This is a genomic window from Chromohalobacter sp. 296-RDG, from assembly GCF_029889885.1.
GTDB lineage: Bacteria > Pseudomonadota > Gammaproteobacteria > Pseudomonadales > Halomonadaceae > Chromohalobacter.
The window spans coordinates 21,379-37,438 of the sequence record NZ_JARANY010000021.1; the positions used below are offsets into that span (position 1 = coordinate 21,379).

Sequence of the window (16,060 nt, forward strand, 5' to 3'; positions counted from 1 at the left end):
CGTGGCTTCTCGGCGACAATACCGAACCGAATCCCGGGGCCCGCACAGGCGGCGCCCCGCGCTCGATATCGGCGGCGTAGGAAAGAGTACGTACAACCGACAAGCGCTCACGCGCCGGGGCTCTTTCCTACGTCGCTTTACCCGATGCCGCAGGCGAGGAGCTAGCCAATGCCGTCCCGTTTCGAAATGGCCAATGCCATTCGTGCCCTATCCATGGATGCCGTCCAGAAGGCCAGTTCCGGCCACCCCGGCGCGCCCATGGGCATGGCCGATATCGCGCAGGTGCTGTGGAATGAATACCTCACGCACAACCCCGCCAACCCGCACTGGGCCAACCGCGATCGCTTCATGCTCTCCAATGGTCATGGCTCGATGTTGCACTATTCGCTTTTACACCTGACGGGGCACGGCATCTCACTGGAAGACCTGCAGAACTTCCGCCAATTGCACTCGAAAACCGCCGGGCACCCGGAGTTCGGCTACGCACCGGGCATCGAGACCACCACGGGCCCCTTGGGTCAGGGCCTGGCCAATGCCGTGGGCATGGCCATCGCCGAGCGCACTCTAGCCGCGCAATTCAATCGTCCCGGCCATGCGATCGTCGATCACTACACTTATGTCTTCGTCGGCGATGGCTGCCTGATGGAAGGCGTCTCGCACGAAGTCTCTTCGCTGGCGGGCACCCAGGGGCTGGGCAAACTGATCGCCTTCTACGATGCCAACGGTATTTCCATCGACGGTGAAGTCGAAGGCTGGTTCACCGACGATACCGCCAAGCGTTTCGAGGCATACGGCTGGCACGTGGTGCCCAACGTCGATGGTCACGACCCCGAGGCGGTCAAGGCAGCCATCGAGCTAGCCCGCACCAACGACGACAAGCCCAGCATGATCATCTGCAAGACGATCATCGGCTTCGGCGCGCCCAATAAGCAGGGCAAGGAAGAAAGTCACGGCGCGGCACTCGGCGAGGACGAAGTCGCCGCCGCCCGCGAGCAGCTCGGCTGGCCGCATCCTCCGTTCCACGTGCCGGAAGACATCTATCAATCCTGGGACGCCACCCAGCGCGGTCGCGAGGCCGAAGCCAACTGGGACGAGCGTTTCGCGCGCTATCAAGCCGCCTATCCAGAAGAGGCCCGCGAGCTCGAACGTCGCCTCAAGGGTGAACTACCGGCCGAGTTGACCAGCGAGAAGCTCATCGAGGATGCCCAGGAAAAAGGCGAAAGCCTCGCCTCGCGCAAGGCCTCGCTGGCATGCCTCAACGAACTCGGCCCGCAGCTACCCGAGCTACTGGGCGGCAGCGCCGATTTGGCGCCGTCCAACCTGACCTTCTGGAAGGGCGCCCAGACCATCACGCAGTCCGAGGCCAACGGCAACTACCTGCATTACGGCGTGCGTGAGTTCGGCATGGCCGCGATCATGAACGGTATCGCCCTGCATGGCGGCTTCGTACCCTATGGCGCTACCTTCCTGATCTTCATGGAATACATGCGCAACGCCGTGCGCATGGCAGCGCTGATGGGCCAGCAAGTCATCCACGTCTTCACCCATGATTCCATCGGGTTGGGCGAAGACGGTCCGACGCACCAGCCGATCGAGCAGCTCACCACGCTACGCTCGACGCCCAACCTCTCCACCTGGCGCCCCTGCGACGCCGTGGAAACCGCCGTGGCCTGGGACGCGGCGCTCAAGCGTCAGGCCGGCCCCTCAGCCCTGGTATTCTCGCGCCAGAGCTTGCCCCACCAGAACCGGGACAAACAGCAGCTGGCCAATATCGAGCGCGGTGGCTACGTCCTCAAGGACTGTGACGGGACACCGGAACTGCTTCTCATCGCCACCGGCTCCGAAGTCGGCCTGGCGATGGATGCCGCCAGTGAGCTGGAAAGCGCAGGCAAACGCGTGCGCGTGGTCTCCATGCCCTCCACCGACACCTTCGACGCCCAGGACGCCGACTATCGTGATTCGGTTCTGCCGCGTGGTGTCACCGCGCGCCTGGCCATCGAAGCCGCGCATCGCGACTTCTGGTTCAAGTACGTGGGCCTCGACGGCGGCATCGTCGGCATGACCACCTACGGCGAATCCGCACCCACCGGCGATCTGTTCAAGCACTTCGGCTTCACCGTCGACAACGTCGTCGACCAGGCCAAGGCACTGCTGGCATGACGCGCCCGGCCTGGCGCTACGCATCAGGCCTTTAATGTCCGTCGCATGACGTACACGCCCGGCAAGCATGGCTTGCCGGGCGTTTTCGTCTGGGCCGTATGTCCACGGCGCCTCAGTCCAGGTCAGTCGTCGAGATACTGACCATGCAGCACACGGTCGGCATGGCCCAGGCGATTGGCCGCCGTATTGTGCTGGTGCCAGTAGGGATAGAGCAGCGCCGGACGGCTGACTTTCTCGATGGCGGCGATCTCGTCGGGCTTTAGCGCGAGCTCGGCGCTCGCCAGGTTGTCCTTGAGCTGCTCATCCTTGCGCGCGCCAATCACCGCGGTGGACACGCCGGGGCGGTTCAGCGTCCAGGCCAGCGCTACCTGGGCGGCGGAGACGCCGTGGCCGTCGGCGACTTCTACCAGCGTATCGATCAAGTCGAAGAGTCTGTCCTCGTCATGGATCGGCGGCTCGGTCCAGCCTTGACTGAAACGCGTGCCGTCGGGGTTGTGCTGGCCACGGCGATACTTGCCGGAAAGCAGGCCCCCGGCGAGCGGGCTCCAGACCATGGTGCCCAGCCCCTGATCGACGGCCGCCGGCATCAGCTCGAACTCGGCATCGCGGGCCTGAGCGGTGTAATGGATCTGCTGGCAGATCGGCTTGATGAAGTTGTGCCGCTCGCAGATCTTGAGCGCCTTCATGACGTGCCAGGCGGACCAGTTGGATACGCCGTAGTAGCGGATCTTGCCGGCGCGTACCAGTTGATCCATCGTCTCCAAGGTTTCTTCCAGGGGCGTAAGGCCATCCCACTGGTGCATCAGATAGAGATCCAGGTGGTCGGTCTGCAGCCGTTTCAGGCTGGCCTCACACTGACGCAGGATATGAAAACGCGACAGGCCGTCGTCGTTGGGGCCCTCGCCCATCGGGAAACGTACCTTGCTGGCGATCAGTATATCGTCACGCTTGGCCTTGATCGCTTCGCCGAGGATCTCTTCCGAACGACCCTCGGAATACATGTTGGCGGTGTCGAAGAAGTTGACGCCACGCTCGATGGCCATATCGATCTGGCGCTGGGCGTCGCTCAGCCCGGTGTCGCCGACGCTGGCCATCTTGCCGACACCGCCGAAGGTCATGGTGCCTAACGTCAGTGGCGAGACGCGCAGGCCAGAATGGCCGAGATGACGATATTCCATGTTGGCTCTCCTGATTGATGACGAAATGACAGCCGCCCGCTGGACGGCCGCCGGAGCGACTATCACTCCTCCCGTGCGGGAGGTGCCATGAACTCGGGGCCTACGGGGTCCGTGACATGCTCGTCGATGATGGCGTCGATGTCGCGCAGGTCGCTGGATGTCAGCGACCAGTTGCCAAGCGCATCCAGCGGTGTCACCTGATCCGGGCGCCTTGCACCCCAAAGGGCAATGGCATTGGGATGGGAATCGAGCACCCAGCGCACCGCCAAGGCCAATACTGGCTTGTCGTGGTGCTCACGAGCGAGTTGCGTCAACGCCTCGACTGCCGCGAGATACTGCGCGAAGCGAGGCGATTGGAACTTGGGGTCGGATTGGCGCAGATCGTCGCCGGTGAAGGCCGAATCGGCGTGCATCTTGCCCGTCAGCAAGCCGCGACACAGCGCGCCATAGGCCAGAAAGACCAACCCTTCGCGCTGCGAATAGGGAATGATGTCGCGCTCGGCATCGCGCTCGAACAGATTGAGCGGTGGCTGCACACTGTGCAACGGCGCCACCTGACGAAAGGCATCGAACTGCTCGGGACTGAAGTTGCTGACACCGATGGCGCGAATCTTGCCGGCACGGTATAGACGCTGCATGGCGTCGGCGGTTTCCTCCATCGGTACCCGTGGATCCGGCCAATGAACCTGGTACAGATCGATCGCCTCGGTGCGCAGGCGCCGCAGCGAGTCTTCCACTTCCTTCTCGATGCGTGCTGCGGAGGCATTGCGCACCACGCCGTCACTGCCTTCCTGCCACTCCAGCGCCGTCTTGGTGGCGAGCACCACCTTGTCGCGCTGCCCGTACTCGGCCAGCGCCCGACCGACGACCTCCTCGGAATGCCCAAACCCGTAGGCCGGCGCTGTATCGATCAGCGTAATGCCGCGATCCAGCGCGGCATGAATGGTACGCACCGCATTGGCGTCGTCGGCGCCGCCCCATTTCCAACCACCGATTGCCCAAGTGCCGAGCCCCACGCGTGACGGCGTGAGGTCGGTCCCCGGTATCGTGATGCTTTCCATGCTGCTCTCCTTTGCCTGTCAGCGGCAGCGTGCCGCCTTCCGGAACGCTATCCAGCGTGGTCGCCGACCGCAACTTTGACAAGATTTACGAGAGGAGAAAGCGGAGGATATGCGCCCCCGGGCGCCACGACACGAGCCGATGTCGGGCACCCAGGAGAGGCTGAACAATCAAAGCGACGGAGGACGCTGATCAGGACGTAATGAGACCGACTCAGAACGCCCAGTCTTCATCCTCGGTACGCTCCGAACGCCCGATGACGTAGGAAGAGCCGGAGCCGGAGAAGAAGTCGTGGTTCTCCTCGGCCCCTGGTGAGAGCGCCGCCAGGATCGCGGGATTGACCGACTCGGTGGCGCCGGGGAACAGCGGCTCGTAGCCCAGGTTCATCAACGCCTTGTTGGCGTTGTAATGCAAGAACGCCTTGACCTCTTCGGTGAGTCCCACGTCGTCGTAGAGCGATTCGGTGTACTGCACCTCGTTGTCGTAGAGCTCAAGCAGCAGATCGAAGGTGGCGTCCTTGATCTCTTGCTGGCGCTCGGCGCTCTCCTTGGCCAGCGCCTGCTGGAACTTGTAACCGATGTAGTAGCCGTGGACCGCTTCGTCGCGAATGATCAGACGAATCAGGTCGGCAGTGTTGGTCAGCTTGCCGCGGCTGGCCCAGTACATCGGCAGATAGAAACCGGAGTAGAACAAGAACGACTCGAGGAAGACGCTGGCGACCTTGCGCATCAGAGGATCGTCCATACGGTAACGGTTGAGAATCAACTCAGCCTTGTTCTGTAGATGCGGATTCTCTTCACTCCAGCGGTAGGCATCGTCGACATCACGCGTCGCGCATAGCGTCGAGAAGATCGAGCTGTAGGAGCGCGCATGTACCGACTCCATGAAGCTGATGTTGGTGAACACCGCCTCCTCATGGGGCGTCACGGAGTCCTCGATCAGCACCGGCGCGCCGATGGTGCCCTGAATGGTGTCGAGCAGCGTGAGCCCGGTAAAGACGCGAATGGTCAGCGTCTGTTCCTGCTCGGTCAGTGAGTTCCACGCGCTTACGTCGTTGGACAACGGCACCTTCTCGGGCAGCCAGAAGTTGGCGGTCAGCCGGTTCCAGACCTCGAGGTCCTTGTCGTCCTGGAGGCGGTTCCAGTTGATGGCATCGACACGCGTCAGATGACGCGGTGCGGCGGTAGCGGTCATGACGGTTCTCTCAGTTCCGGCGGTGCGCGGGCACTGTCACCAACGCACCGGTAATCTCGATGGAGTGGTCGCGTAGGCGACAGCTTACAGGGTGCAGGACACGCAACCCTCGACTTCCGTGCCTTCCAGCGCGGCCTGACGCAGACGCACGTAATAAAGCGTCTTGATGCCCTGACGCCAGGCGTAGATCTGCGCCCGATTGATATCGCGCGTGGTCGCGGTATCGCGGAAGAACAACGTCAGCGACAGGCCCTGATCGACGTGCTGCGTGGCCTCGGCATAGGTGTCGATGATCTTCTCGGGACCGATCTCGTAGGCGTCCTGGTAGTATTCCTGGTTGTCGTCGTTGAGATACGGCGCCGGGTAATAGACGCGTCCCAGTTTGCCTTCCTTGCGGATCTCGATCTTCGACACCACCGGGTGAATGCTCGACGTCGAATGGTTGATATAGGAAATCGAACCGGTCGGCGGCACCGCCTGGAGGTTGCGGTTGAAGAGCCCATTAGCCATGACCGACGCCTTGAGTTCGCGCCAGTCGTCCTGGGTCGGCACATGGATACCGGCCTTGTCGAACAGCTCGCGGACGCGCGCGGTACGCGGGCCCCACGCCTGCTCTGTGTACTTGTCGAAGTACACACCGCTGGCATAGTCCGAGTCCGCGAAACCGGCGAAGGCCACGCCCCGCTCAATGGCCAGCTGGTTGGAAGCGCGCAGCGCGTGATAGGTCACGGTGTAGAAGTAGAGGTTAGTGAAGTCCAGGCCTTCTTCACTGCCGTAATGAATATGCTCGCGGGCTAGATAACCGTGCAGGTTCATCTGTCCCAGACCGATGGCATGCGAATGCTTGTTGGCCTCGGCAATCGACGGCACCGAGCGGATATCGCTCATCTCGGACACCGCCGTCAGCCCGCGAATCGCGGTTTCGACCGTGGCCCCGAAATCCGAAGAGTCCATGGTCCTGGCGATGTTCAGCGAGCCAAGATTGCAGGAAATATCCTCGCCGATACGCTCATAGCCCAGATCCGCATCGTAATCGGACGGCGTGTTGACCTGCAGGATCTCCGAGCACAGGTTGCTCATGTTGATGCGACCGGCGATCGGGTTGGCGCGATTCACCGTGTCCTCGAACATTACATACGGATAGCCCGACTCGAACTGGACCTCCGCCAACGTCTGGAACAGCTCGCGCGCGTTGATCTTGGTCTTGTGAATACGCGCATCGTCGACCATCTCGTCGTATTTCTCGGTGACGCTAATGTCGCCGAACGGCTTGCCGTAGACGTTCTCGACATCGTAGGGCGAGAACAGATACATCTGCTCGTTGCGCCTGGCCAGATCGAAGGTGATGTCGGGAATCACTACGCCCAGCGACAGCGTCTTGATGCGAATCTTCTCGTCGGCGTTTTCGCGCTTGGTGTCGAGGAAACGCAGGATATCCGGGTGATGCGCGTTGAGATACACCGCGCCGGCGCCCTGGCGCGCGCCCAGCTGGTTAGCGTAGGAGAACGCATCTTCGAGCATTTTCATGATCGGAATGATGCCCGAGGACTGGTTCTCGATATGCTTGATCGGTGCACCCGCCTCGCGGATGTTACTGAGCAGAAACGCCACACCGCCGCCACGCTTGGAAAGCTGCAGCGCCGAATTGATGGAGCGCCCAATGGACTCCATGTTGTCCTCGATGCGCAGCAGGAAGCACGAGACCAGCTCGCCGCGCTGCTTCTTGCCGCAATTGAGAAACGTCGGTGTGGCCGGCTGAAAGCGTCCGTGGATGATTTCATCCATCAGCTGCCGAGCCACCGTCTCGTCACCCTGCGCCAAGGTCAGCGCGACCATGCACACACGGTCCTCGAAGCGCTCCAGGTAGCGTCGCCCGTCGAACGTCTTGAGCGTATAACTGGTGTAATACTTGAACGCGCCGAGAAAGCTTTGAAAGCGGAACTTCACGGCATAGGCGCGCTCGAAAAGCGACTTGATGAAGGCGAAGTCGTACTGATCAAGCACCTCCTTCTCGTAATAGCCCTTCGTCACCAGATACTCGAGTTTTTCTTCCAGCGAATGGAAGAAAACCGTGTTCTGGTTGACGTGCTGCAGGAAGTACTGACGCGACGCTTCGCGGTCCGCCTGCAGTTGCAGACGCCCCTCGTTATCGTAGAGGTTGAGCATCGCGTTGAGGGCGTGATAATCCAGCGTCTGCGTCGCACGGCTCAGCTCGACGGAGGACGTATTCTCGGTAGTTTCCACGGTATCATCCAGCATCTGTCATCTCCGCCGCCAGGCAACTATTCACCTTGGCGACATCCTCGGGCATTCCCATCAATTCGAAGCGGTGCAGCAACGGCACCTGGCACTTGTGCGCGACCACGCGACCGGCTAGGCCGAAGGCGGCACCGAAGTTGGTATTGCCAGCGGCCACCACGCCTTCGATCAGGGCCCGGTTGTGGGGGTCGTTCAAGAACCGGATCACCGGTCCCGGTACTGCCGTGCGTGGATCGCCATCGCCGTATGTCGGCAAGATCAGGATATAGGGACGCTCCACGCGCAGCAGGACATCGTTACGGCTACGCGGGATAGCCTGCGCCGGCACGTCGAGCTTTTCGACGAAGCGCCGCGTGTTGCCCGATTGCGTGGAAAAGTACACTACATCGCGCATTCTGCCCCCTCCTCTCAGGCGAGTTGGCGAATCAGCTCGGGACGAAAACCTGACCAATGCTGCGATTCCGCCGCCACGACCACCGGCAACTGGCGATAGCCCAGCGATTCGACGGTTCGTACTGCCTCGGGATCCTTGCTGATATCCACCACCGTGTAGTCGAGCCCCTGCTTATCGAGGGCGCGATAGGTGGCGTGGCACTGCATGCAATCCGGCTTGCTGTAAATCTTGATGCCCATGAGAATGATAGTCCTTTGTTTTCGCAAAGAAGAAATAGAAGGTATAAAGATTGTTTGGGGATGACGCGCCGCTTTCTCAGGCACCGCGTCTCAATACACCATATATGGTAGTACAAACTCAGGGATACGCATAGATATTGACGGAGCCATACAAATTCGCTAGTGCGAGTCAGGTGAGCAAAGCCCGTCTATGGCGGGGAAAGAACCGTCTCAGCGACGCGACGACGGCCTGGCCAAATAGTCTTCGAGTAGCCACTGAAGCGGCACGGCTTGGCGCGCGGCCCCCAGTACCAAGTGACGCATGAGGCGTGACGGTGGCCGCGTATCGCCGTACAACGTCACCAAGGCTCGCGAAGCATGCCACAGCGGTAGGATCGCACGCTGATGGTACCGCGCATAAACCGCTAGCCGCGTCGGCGTCCCGACATCCTCCACCGTCTGACCGTGAGGCGTCAGCGCATCGACCAGCCGGCGCACACTGGCCAGGCCAACGTTGAAGCCATGCGCCGTGACCGGGTGCAGCCCCACCGCCGCATCGCCCACCAACGCCACGCGATCGGCGACCAGATGCTCGGCACGACTGACCGTGAGCGGATAATCGTGCAAGGCGTCATGGCAGTGCATCTCGCCCACACTGCGCTGATAAAGACGCGTCGCCTCCGCCGCGAATGCTTCCGACGACAACGCCTTGAGCCGCTCGGCATCGTGCGGCGGGAGCGTCATCACCAGCGACGCAGTATCGCCCGCCAGCGGCAGCAATGCCAAGCCACGCTCACCGGTGAACCATGACCAGGTCACCTCCCGATGTGGCCGAGCATGCGCCATACGGCGCACCAGCAGACGCTGGCCGGTGTCATGAATCTGTGCGGAGAGCCCCGCCAGGCGGCGCGTCGCCGACAAACGACCATCGGCAGCCACCACCAGACGTGCAGGAATGTGCGACTGGTCGTCGAGCAGCACGCTACGCCAGCCAGCGCCGGTGCCCAATGCGCTCACCCGGCGTCCGGTGACGAGCTCGATATGCTCGACGCCCTGCACCGCTTCGAACGCGGCGCGCCTGATGACATGATTGGCGACGAGCTGGCCGATGCTGTCCTGGCCCTCGCCTCGCGCACTGGCCAGGGTCATGCCCCGCGGATTGGCGCCGTTATAGAGACGTGCCTCGCGAAGCGGTGCCATCCGATCTGCAGGAATATCGATACCCACCGCCGCCAGTTGCTCGCGCGAGGCGTGCGTCAGGGCAATCTCACGCCCATCGTCGCCGGGCGAGGCCAGCGCCGTGTACGGCGCGGCATCGATCAACGTCACCGACAAATCCAGCGCCGCCAGCTCCAATGCCAGGCACAGCCCGACCGGCCCCGCACCGACGATCACCACATCTTTGATAGCGACACCTCCGGCAGATTGCGGCATGCGCCCTCCGCGTCAAATGCGCATGCCCGGACTGGGCACGCCACCATCATAGTGGGCACGACGCTCACGCGTCATAAGCGTGACAATGGGTCGCGACCTTAGGCTATGGACGAAAAGTCGGCAAGACGACCCGGCAAGACCGAGTCGTTATTCAGTGTCGTTAGGCCGCGCGTCAGGCAAGAGTTACCTCGGAGGAGAGGTAGACGTCCTGAAGGGCGTTGAGCAGTTCAACGCCTTCGTTCATCGGCTTCTGGAACGCCTTGCGTCCGGAAATCAGCCCCATGCCGCCAGCGCGTTTGTTGATCACCGCCGTGCGCACGGCTTCACCCAGGTCGGAGTGGCCTTTGGAGCCACCGCCGGAATTGATCAGCCCGGCACGCCCCATGAAGCAGTTCGCCACCTGGTAGCGCGCCAGATCCACGGGATTGTCGCTGGTCAGCTCGTCGTAGACCTTGTCGTGAGTATGCCCGAAACCGACGGCACGATAGCCACCATTATTCTCCGGTAGCTTCTGCTTGACGATATCCGCCTTGAGCGTCGCCGCCATGTGGATCGCCTGGCCGGTCAAGTCCGAGGAGACGTGATAGTCCGTGCCCTCGTGCTTGAACGCCGGATTGCGCAGATAGGACCACAGCACGGTCACCATGCCCAGTTCATGGGCGCGCTCGAAGGCCTCGCTGATTTCCTGAATCTGTCGACGACTCTCGGGCGAGCCGAAGTAGATGGTGGCACCCACCGCCACGCAGCCCATGTCGTGCGCCTGCTCGACCTGCGCGAACAGCGTCTGGTCATAGATCGCCGGATAGGTCAGCGTCTCGTTGTGGTTGAGCTTAAGCATGAAGGGGATCTTGTGCGCATAACGGCGCGCCACCGAGGATAGAACGCCCAGCGTCGAGGCTACGCCATTGCAGCCGCCCTCGATGGCCAACTCGACGATGTTCTTGGGATCGAAGTAAAGCGGATTAGGCGCGAACGACGCCCCGGCAGAGTGCTCGATCCCCTGATCCACCGGCAGGAAACTCAGATAGCCGGTACCGGCCAAGCGGCCATGATTGAAAAGCGTCTGCATGTTGCGCAGTACGTGCGGGCTACGGTCGTTTTCCGACATCACCCGATCGATGAAATCCGGCCCCGGCAGGTATAAATCTTCCTTGCGAAACGTCTGGCATTGATGCTCCAGCAGTGTTTCCGCCTCAGCCCCCAAGAGCCTTGCGATATCGGTCATGTCGTTTCCTCCCTGTCATCCAAGCCTGGCTATACGCACGGCACGGCAGCCGACGTCGATCATCAGGCTGGCACATGCTCGTAGAGCATAGCAATTCACGCTCGCCACGTAAGCGTCAATGTCGCCCCCGGCATTCGCCGCGTACTCTGGTATGATGCGCGTCAATCTCCGGCACATTCATGCAAGGGCTATCCGCATGCTGTCCATCCTACGGGGTTTTCTGATCCTGACGGCGTTTTTGATGCTCGGCGACATCATCGTCGAGCTGTTCGCACTCCCGCTCTCCAGCGGGGTGGCCGGTATGTTATTGCTCACCCTCTGGCTTCTGCTGCGCCGCCGCTTGAGCCACGACCTCGACGCCGCCAGCCAACCGTTGATCGGCATGCTGGCACTGCTCATCATGCCAGGCGTCGTCGGCATCTTCTTCCAAGCCGACGAATTCAGCGGCCAATGGCTGACCATCTTCATCGCTCTGGTCCTGGGCACACTGCTCAGCTCGTTAACTACGCTGTGGCTGATGCAGCGTCTGGTCTCAATGTCCGGAGAGCGACCGCATGAGTGAGTTTTTACTTCGCCTGGAAAGCCTGGCCAACATGCTGCCGCAACGTCCTGAAACCGCCATCGTGCTCACCCTGGCGGCCTATTTCGCCGGCCTGCGACTTTTTGGCTGGCTGCGCTCGCCCGCCTGGTGCCCACCCATTCTGCTCGCCGCCTGCCTGCTGGCCGGTTTGCTGGCGCTTTTACCGCTCGACTACACCGAGTACCGCCGTGGTGTCGGCTGGCTGACCTGGCTACTTGGCCCCGCCACCGTAGCGCTCGGCGTACCGCTCTACCAGCAGTTGCATCATGTTCGAACACTGTGGAAGCCCATCGTGCTGACCTTACCCCCTGCGGCGATCCTGGCCGCGGGATATGCTGTAAGCATCGCCTGGTTGTTGGATGCCCCGCCGACGGTGCTGGCCTCGCTAGCGCCAAAGTCGGTGACCGCCCCCATCGCCATGGGCATCGTCGAGGAGCTACAGGGCTCGGTCTCGCTGTTGATGGGTGCCCTGCTGATTACCGGCGTGATGGCCACGCTCAGCATTACGCTGCTGGCGCGCTTGGGAAACATCCACGACCAGCGCGTCATCGGTTTTGCGCTGGGCGTCAACGGCCACGCCATCGGCACCGTGCGTGCCTTCGACATCGGCCCCACCGCCGGCGCCTTCGCCTCGCTTGGCATGAGTTTGACCGGCGTATTCACGGCGCTATGGCTGCCGTTGATGTGGCATATCATGGGTTAGCGCTAGCCTGCGGTGACATGAATGCCCAAGCTGAATCGTGTCATGTCATGCCAACGTCACGCAGCCTTGGGCAAGCGAGGCGTAACTGCGCTAACATCGGCACTTCACTGTCGAAGCGGGGCTCACGAGCGTCTGTCCATGTCCTATCGCATCGCCATCAATGGTTACGGCCGTATCGGCCAATGTGTCCTGCGAGCCCTCACCGAGCGCCATGCGACTGACCTGGTCGTCGTCGCCATCAACGAGATGTCCGATCTCGATACCATCGCCTACCTGACGCGCTACGATACCACCCATGGGCGCTTTCCCGGCCAGGTGGAAGCCCGCGACGGTGCGCTGGTCATCGACGACCATGCCATCCGCGTGCTGTCCGAGTCCGACCCGTCGCATCTCCCCTGGGCCGAGCTTGACATCGACCTGGTGCTCGAATGCTCGGGCAGCTTCAAGGACCGCACCACCGCCGAACGGCATATCGCCGCCGGCGCCCAGCGGCTACTGTTCTCGCAGCCCGCCGAGGCCGATGTCGACGCCACCATCGTGCATGGCATCAACGACGCCGAGCTACGCCCTGAGATGACCATCGTCTCCGCCGCGTCCTGCACCACCAACTGCCTGGTACCGCTGTTGACCGTGCTCGACGAGGCGCTGGGGCTGGAGCACGGCGTGACCACTACCATTCATTCGGCGATGAACGACCAACCGGTGATCGATGCCTACCACAAGACCGACCTGCGCCTGACGCGCTCGGCCATGCATTCGATCATCCCCGTGGACACGGGCCTGGCACGCGGCATCGAGCGCCTCATGCCGCATCTTGCTGGGCGCTTCGAGTGCCTGCACGTGCGTGTGCCGACCATCAACGTCTCGGCCATGGACATGGCGCTGTCAGTGCGCGAGACCACCACCGCCGAGCAGGTCAATGCGCTGTTACAGACCGCCAGCCACGCGCGCCTCCACGGCTTGCTCGGCTATACCCAGGAACCGGTGACCTCGGTCGACTTCAACCACGATCCGCGCTCGGGTATCGTGGACGCCACCCAGACCCGCGTGGCCGGCAGCCATCTGATCAAGATGCTGTGCTGGTTCGACAACGAGTGGGGCTTCGCCAACCGCATGCTCGACGTGGCGACACATTGGCTGGCGCTCGCCTCTCAGGCAACGCCCGCCACATCGACACACGCCACACCCTCGACAGCGTCGTTTTCGTCTGACATCCCTTCACCCAAGTGAGGAACACGCCCATGAATGTGCGCAAGATGACCGATCTGGATCTCGCCGGAAAACGTGTACTGATTCGTGAAGATCTCAACGTGCCCATCAAGGGCGACCAGGTCACCAGCGATGCGCGCCTGCGCGCCTGCCTGCCGACCATTCAGGCCGCACTCGACGCCGGCGCTCGGGTGATGCTGATGAGCCATCTAGGCCGCCCCACCGAAGGCGAGCTCGACGATGAGTTCTCGCTCGCCCCGGTGGCGACGCATCTCGGCAAGCTGCTAGGCCGCGAGGTACGCCTGGAAAAGGACTATCTCGACGGCAGCGTCGATATCGCCGATGGCGAGGTCGTGCTGCTCGAGAACGTGCGTTACAACACCGGCGAGAAGAAGGACGACGAGGTACTGGCCAAGACCTACGCCGCGCTCTGTGACGTCTACGTGATGGACGCTTTCGGCACCGCCCATCGTGCCCAGGCCTCGACCCACGGCGTGGCGCGATACGCATCCACCGCCTGTGCGGGTCCCTTGCTGGCGGGCGAGCTCGACGCACTGGAAAAGGCACTGGCCACGCCGGCACGCCCGATGCTGGCCATCGTCGGCGGCTCCAAGGTATCCACCAAGCTCGAGGTACTCACCGCGTTGTCCGAGAAGTGCGATCAACTGATCGTCGGCGGCGGTATTGCCAACACCTTCATCGCCGCGGCGGGCTACAACGTCGCCAAGTCGCTGCATGAGGCCGACCTGGTCGATCAAGCCAAGGCGCTGATGGCCAAGGTCAACATTCCACTGCCGTCCGACGTGGTGGTCGCCACCGAGTTCTCCGAGCAGGCCGAAGCCACCGTCAAGCCGGTCGACCAGCTCAACGACGACGACATGATTCTCGACATCGGCCCGGATACCGCCAAGCGCTTCGCCGCGCTGCTCGAAAACGCCGGCACTATCCTGTGGAACGGCCCCGTCGGCGTGTTCGAGATCGACCAGTTCGGCAAGGGCACCGAGACGCTCTCGCGCGCCATCGCGGCCAGTACGGCGTTTTCCATCGCCGGTGGCGGCGACACCCTGGCAGCCATCGACAAGTACGGCGTCGCCGATGATGTCTCCTACATTTCCACCGGCGGCGGCGCCTTCCTCGAATATGTGGAAGGCAAGCAACTGCCCGCCGTAGCGGCGCTCGAAGCCGCCTCCCGATAACCTGGCTCAAGCCACTGCTTAAGCCACCACTCAAACCACTACTTAAAACGACTACTCAAGCCACTACGTCACGATCGGCGGCCTGCGGGCCGCCTTGTACTTCTAGAGGAATCACACTCCCCATGGCTCTGATCAGCCTGCGTCAACTGCTCGACCACGCCGCCGAACACGCCTATGGCGTTCCCGCGTTCAACGTCAACAACCTGGAACAGATGCGCGCCATCATGGAGGCCGCCGACCGCACCGACTCACCGGTTATCGTGCAAGCCTCCGCAGGCGCGCGCAAATACGCCGGTGCGTCCTTCCTGCGCCACCTGATCCTGGCCGCGGTGGAAGAGTTCCCGCATATTCCAGTGGTCATGCACCAGGATCACGGCACCAGTCCCGATGTCTGTCAACGCTCCATCCAGCTCGGCTTCTCGTCGGTAATGATGGACGGCTCGCTCAAGGAAGACGGCAAGACGCCCGCCGACTACGCCTATAACGTCGACGTCACCCGTCGCGCGGTGGCCATGGCGCACGCCTGTGGCGTCTCGGTGGAAGGCGAGCTGGGCTGCCTGGGCTCGCTGGAAACCGGCCAGGCCGGTGAGGAAGACGGCGTCGGCGCCGAGGGAACGCTGGATCACAGTCAACTGCTGACCGACCCGGAAGAGGCCGCACAGTTCGTCGCCGCCACCCAGGCCGACGCCCTGGCCATCGCCATTGGCACCAGCCACGGCGCCTACAAGTTCACGCGGCCGCCGACCGGCGACATCCTCTCCATTCAGCGCATCAAGGAAATTCACGCACGCATCCCCGACACCCACCTGGTGATGCACGGCTCCAGTTCAGTGCCGCAGGAATGGTTGGAGACCATCAACGCTAGCGGGGGCGAGATTCCCGAGACTTATGGCGTGCCGGTCGAGGAAATCGTCGAAGGCATCAAGCACGGCGTGCGCAAGGTCAACATCGACACCGACCTGCGCTTGGCGTCTACCGGTGCGGTGCGTCGCTTTTTGGCTGAAAACCCCAGCGAGTTCGATCCGCGCAAGTTCCTCAAGGCAAGCGTCACCGCCATGCGCGATGTGTGCATCCAGCGCTTCGAAGCCTTCGGCACCGCCGGCCAGGCCAGCAAGATCGCCCCGCTCAACCTCGAACGCATGTTCGAGCGTTACGCGAGTGGCGAGTTGAAGCCGCAGATCTCGTAAGCCCTATCGAGACCGGGGGAGACTTGAGAGCGCCGCAGGCGCTCTCAAGCGCTTCAGGGAAGGA

General features: G+C 62.3%; 14 protein-coding genes. 6 read left to right on the plus strand and 8 right to left on the minus strand.

Going from position 1 to position 16,060, the window contains the following annotated elements; translation table 11 throughout:
- Positions 1 to 168 precede the first annotated feature (168 nt).
- A complete protein-coding gene (gene tkt / locus OP495_RS09840) occupies positions 169 to 2,160 on the plus strand; it encodes a transketolase (protein WP_280568838.1) in 1,992 nt (663 codons plus the stop codon).
- A gap of 122 nt (positions 2,161 to 2,282) precedes the next feature.
- Here the strand turns inward: tkt and OP495_RS09845 are convergent, their stop codons facing one another.
- From OP495_RS09845 to OP495_RS09880, 8 genes are all read right to left on the minus strand, one after another.
- Positions 2,283 to 3,338 (minus strand): aldo/keto reductase, encoded by a 1,056-nt coding sequence (locus tag OP495_RS09845; RefSeq protein ID WP_280568841.1) that lies wholly within the window; start codon positions 3,336 to 3,338, stop codon positions 2,283 to 2,285.
- 62 nt (positions 3,339 to 3,400) lie between these two features.
- Positions 3,401 to 4,399 (minus strand): aldo/keto reductase, encoded by a 999-nt coding sequence (locus OP495_RS09850; RefSeq protein ID WP_280563727.1) that lies wholly within the window; start codon positions 4,397 to 4,399, stop codon positions 3,401 to 3,403.
- Positions 4,400 to 4,610: 211 nt separating this feature from the next.
- Positions 4,611 to 5,591: a class 1b ribonucleoside-diphosphate reductase subunit beta gene (gene nrdF / locus OP495_RS09855; protein WP_280568843.1), complete on the minus strand. Its 981-nt coding sequence runs from the start codon at positions 5,589 to 5,591 to the stop codon at positions 4,611 to 4,613.
- Positions 5,592 to 5,675: 84 nt separating this feature from the next.
- Entirely contained in the window at positions 5,676 to 7,850 is a 2,175-nt protein-coding gene (gene nrdE, locus OP495_RS09860; protein WP_280568846.1) for a class 1b ribonucleoside-diphosphate reductase subunit alpha, read from the minus strand.
- The gene (nrdI, locus tag OP495_RS09865) at positions 7,840 to 8,244 is read right to left on the minus strand and encodes a class Ib ribonucleoside-diphosphate reductase assembly flavoprotein NrdI (RefSeq protein ID WP_280563724.1); all 405 of its coding nucleotides are present in this window, start codon (positions 8,242 to 8,244) and stop codon (positions 7,840 to 7,842) included. Before nrdI ends, nrdE begins: the two co-directional genes overlap by 11 nt.
- A 14-nt stretch (positions 8,245 to 8,258) precedes the next feature.
- Positions 8,259 to 8,483, minus strand: coding sequence for a glutaredoxin-like protein NrdH (gene nrdH / locus OP495_RS09870; RefSeq protein WP_280563723.1), 225 nt, complete (start codon positions 8,481 to 8,483; stop codon positions 8,259 to 8,261).
- Between the two features lie 210 nt (positions 8,484 to 8,693).
- Positions 8,694 to 9,896: a 5-demethoxyubiquinol-8 5-hydroxylase UbiM gene (gene ubiM, locus OP495_RS09875; protein WP_280568849.1), complete on the minus strand. Its 1,203-nt coding sequence runs from the start codon at positions 9,894 to 9,896 to the stop codon at positions 8,694 to 8,696.
- Positions 9,897 to 10,068: 172 nt separating this feature from the next.
- The gene (locus tag OP495_RS09880) at positions 10,069 to 11,121 is read right to left on the minus strand and encodes a class I fructose-bisphosphate aldolase (protein WP_280568851.1); all 1,053 of its coding nucleotides are present in this window, start codon (positions 11,119 to 11,121) and stop codon (positions 10,069 to 10,071) included.
- Positions 11,122 to 11,317: 196 nt separating this feature from the next.
- On the opposite strand from OP495_RS09880, the gene OP495_RS09885 reads away from it, so the two are divergent.
- From OP495_RS09885 to fba, 5 genes are all read left to right on the plus strand, one after another.
- Complete coding sequence (locus OP495_RS09885) at positions 11,318 to 11,683, plus strand: CidA/LrgA family protein (protein ID WP_280565428.1); 366 nt, start codon at positions 11,318 to 11,320, stop codon at positions 11,681 to 11,683.
- Complete coding sequence (locus OP495_RS09890; RefSeq protein ID WP_280568853.1) at positions 11,676 to 12,404, plus strand: LrgB family protein; 729 nt, start codon at positions 11,676 to 11,678, stop codon at positions 12,402 to 12,404. Before OP495_RS09885 ends, OP495_RS09890 begins: the two co-directional genes overlap by 8 nt.
- 138 nt (positions 12,405 to 12,542) lie before the next feature.
- Complete coding sequence (locus OP495_RS09895) at positions 12,543 to 13,634, plus strand: glyceraldehyde 3-phosphate dehydrogenase NAD-binding domain-containing protein (RefSeq protein ID WP_280563718.1); 1,092 nt, start codon at positions 12,543 to 12,545, stop codon at positions 13,632 to 13,634.
- 11 nt (positions 13,635 to 13,645) lie between these two features.
- Positions 13,646 to 14,809 carry a phosphoglycerate kinase gene (locus OP495_RS09900; protein ID WP_280568856.1) on the plus strand — a complete coding sequence of 388 codons (1,164 nt, stop codon included), beginning with the start codon at positions 13,646 to 13,648 and terminating at the stop codon, positions 14,807 to 14,809.
- 122 nt (positions 14,810 to 14,931) lie between these two features.
- Positions 14,932 to 15,996, plus strand: coding sequence for a class II fructose-bisphosphate aldolase (gene fba, locus OP495_RS09905; RefSeq protein WP_280563716.1), 1,065 nt, complete (start codon positions 14,932 to 14,934; stop codon positions 15,994 to 15,996).
- Positions 15,997 to 16,060 lie beyond the last annotated feature (64 nt).

Bases quoted from the DNA above. Each gene is read 5' to 3' on its own strand.
- OP495_RS09895 (WP_280563718.1), top strand. From the start codon at position 12,543: ATGTCCTATCGCATCGCCATCAATGGTTACGGCCGTATCGGCCAATGT.
- OP495_RS09885 (WP_280565428.1), top strand. From the start codon at position 11,318: ATGCTGTCCATCCTACGGGGTTTTCTGATCCTGACGGCGTTTTTGATG.
- OP495_RS09900 (WP_280568856.1), top strand. From the start codon at position 13,646: ATGAATGTGCGCAAGATGACCGATCTGGATCTCGCCGGAAAACGTGTA.
- nrdF (WP_280568843.1), bottom strand. From the start codon at position 5,591: ATGACCGCTACCGCCGCACCGCGTCATCTGACGCGTGTCGATGCCATC.
- OP495_RS09890 (WP_280568853.1), top strand. From the start codon at position 11,676: ATGAGTGAGTTTTTACTTCGCCTGGAAAGCCTGGCCAACATGCTGCCG.
- nrdE (WP_280568846.1), bottom strand. From the start codon at position 7,850: ATGCTGGATGATACCGTGGAAACTACCGAGAATACGTCCTCCGTCGAG.
- nrdH (WP_280563723.1), bottom strand. From the start codon at position 8,483: ATGGGCATCAAGATTTACAGCAAGCCGGATTGCATGCAGTGCCACGCC.
- OP495_RS09845 (WP_280568841.1), bottom strand. From the start codon at position 3,338: ATGGAATATCGTCATCTCGGCCATTCTGGCCTGCGCGTCTCGCCACTG.
- OP495_RS09850 (WP_280563727.1), bottom strand. From the start codon at position 4,399: ATGGAAAGCATCACGATACCGGGGACCGACCTCACGCCGTCACGCGTG.
- fba (WP_280563716.1), top strand. From the start codon at position 14,932: ATGGCTCTGATCAGCCTGCGTCAACTGCTCGACCACGCCGCCGAACAC.
- nrdI (WP_280563724.1), bottom strand. From the start codon at position 8,244: ATGCGCGATGTAGTGTACTTTTCCACGCAATCGGGCAACACGCGGCGC.
- OP495_RS09880 (WP_280568851.1), bottom strand. From the start codon at position 11,121: ATGACCGATATCGCAAGGCTCTTGGGGGCTGAGGCGGAAACACTGCTG.
- ubiM (WP_280568849.1), bottom strand. From the start codon at position 9,896: ATGCCGCAATCTGCCGGAGGTGTCGCTATCAAAGATGTGGTGATCGTC.
- tkt (WP_280568838.1), top strand. From the start codon at position 169: ATGCCGTCCCGTTTCGAAATGGCCAATGCCATTCGTGCCCTATCCATG.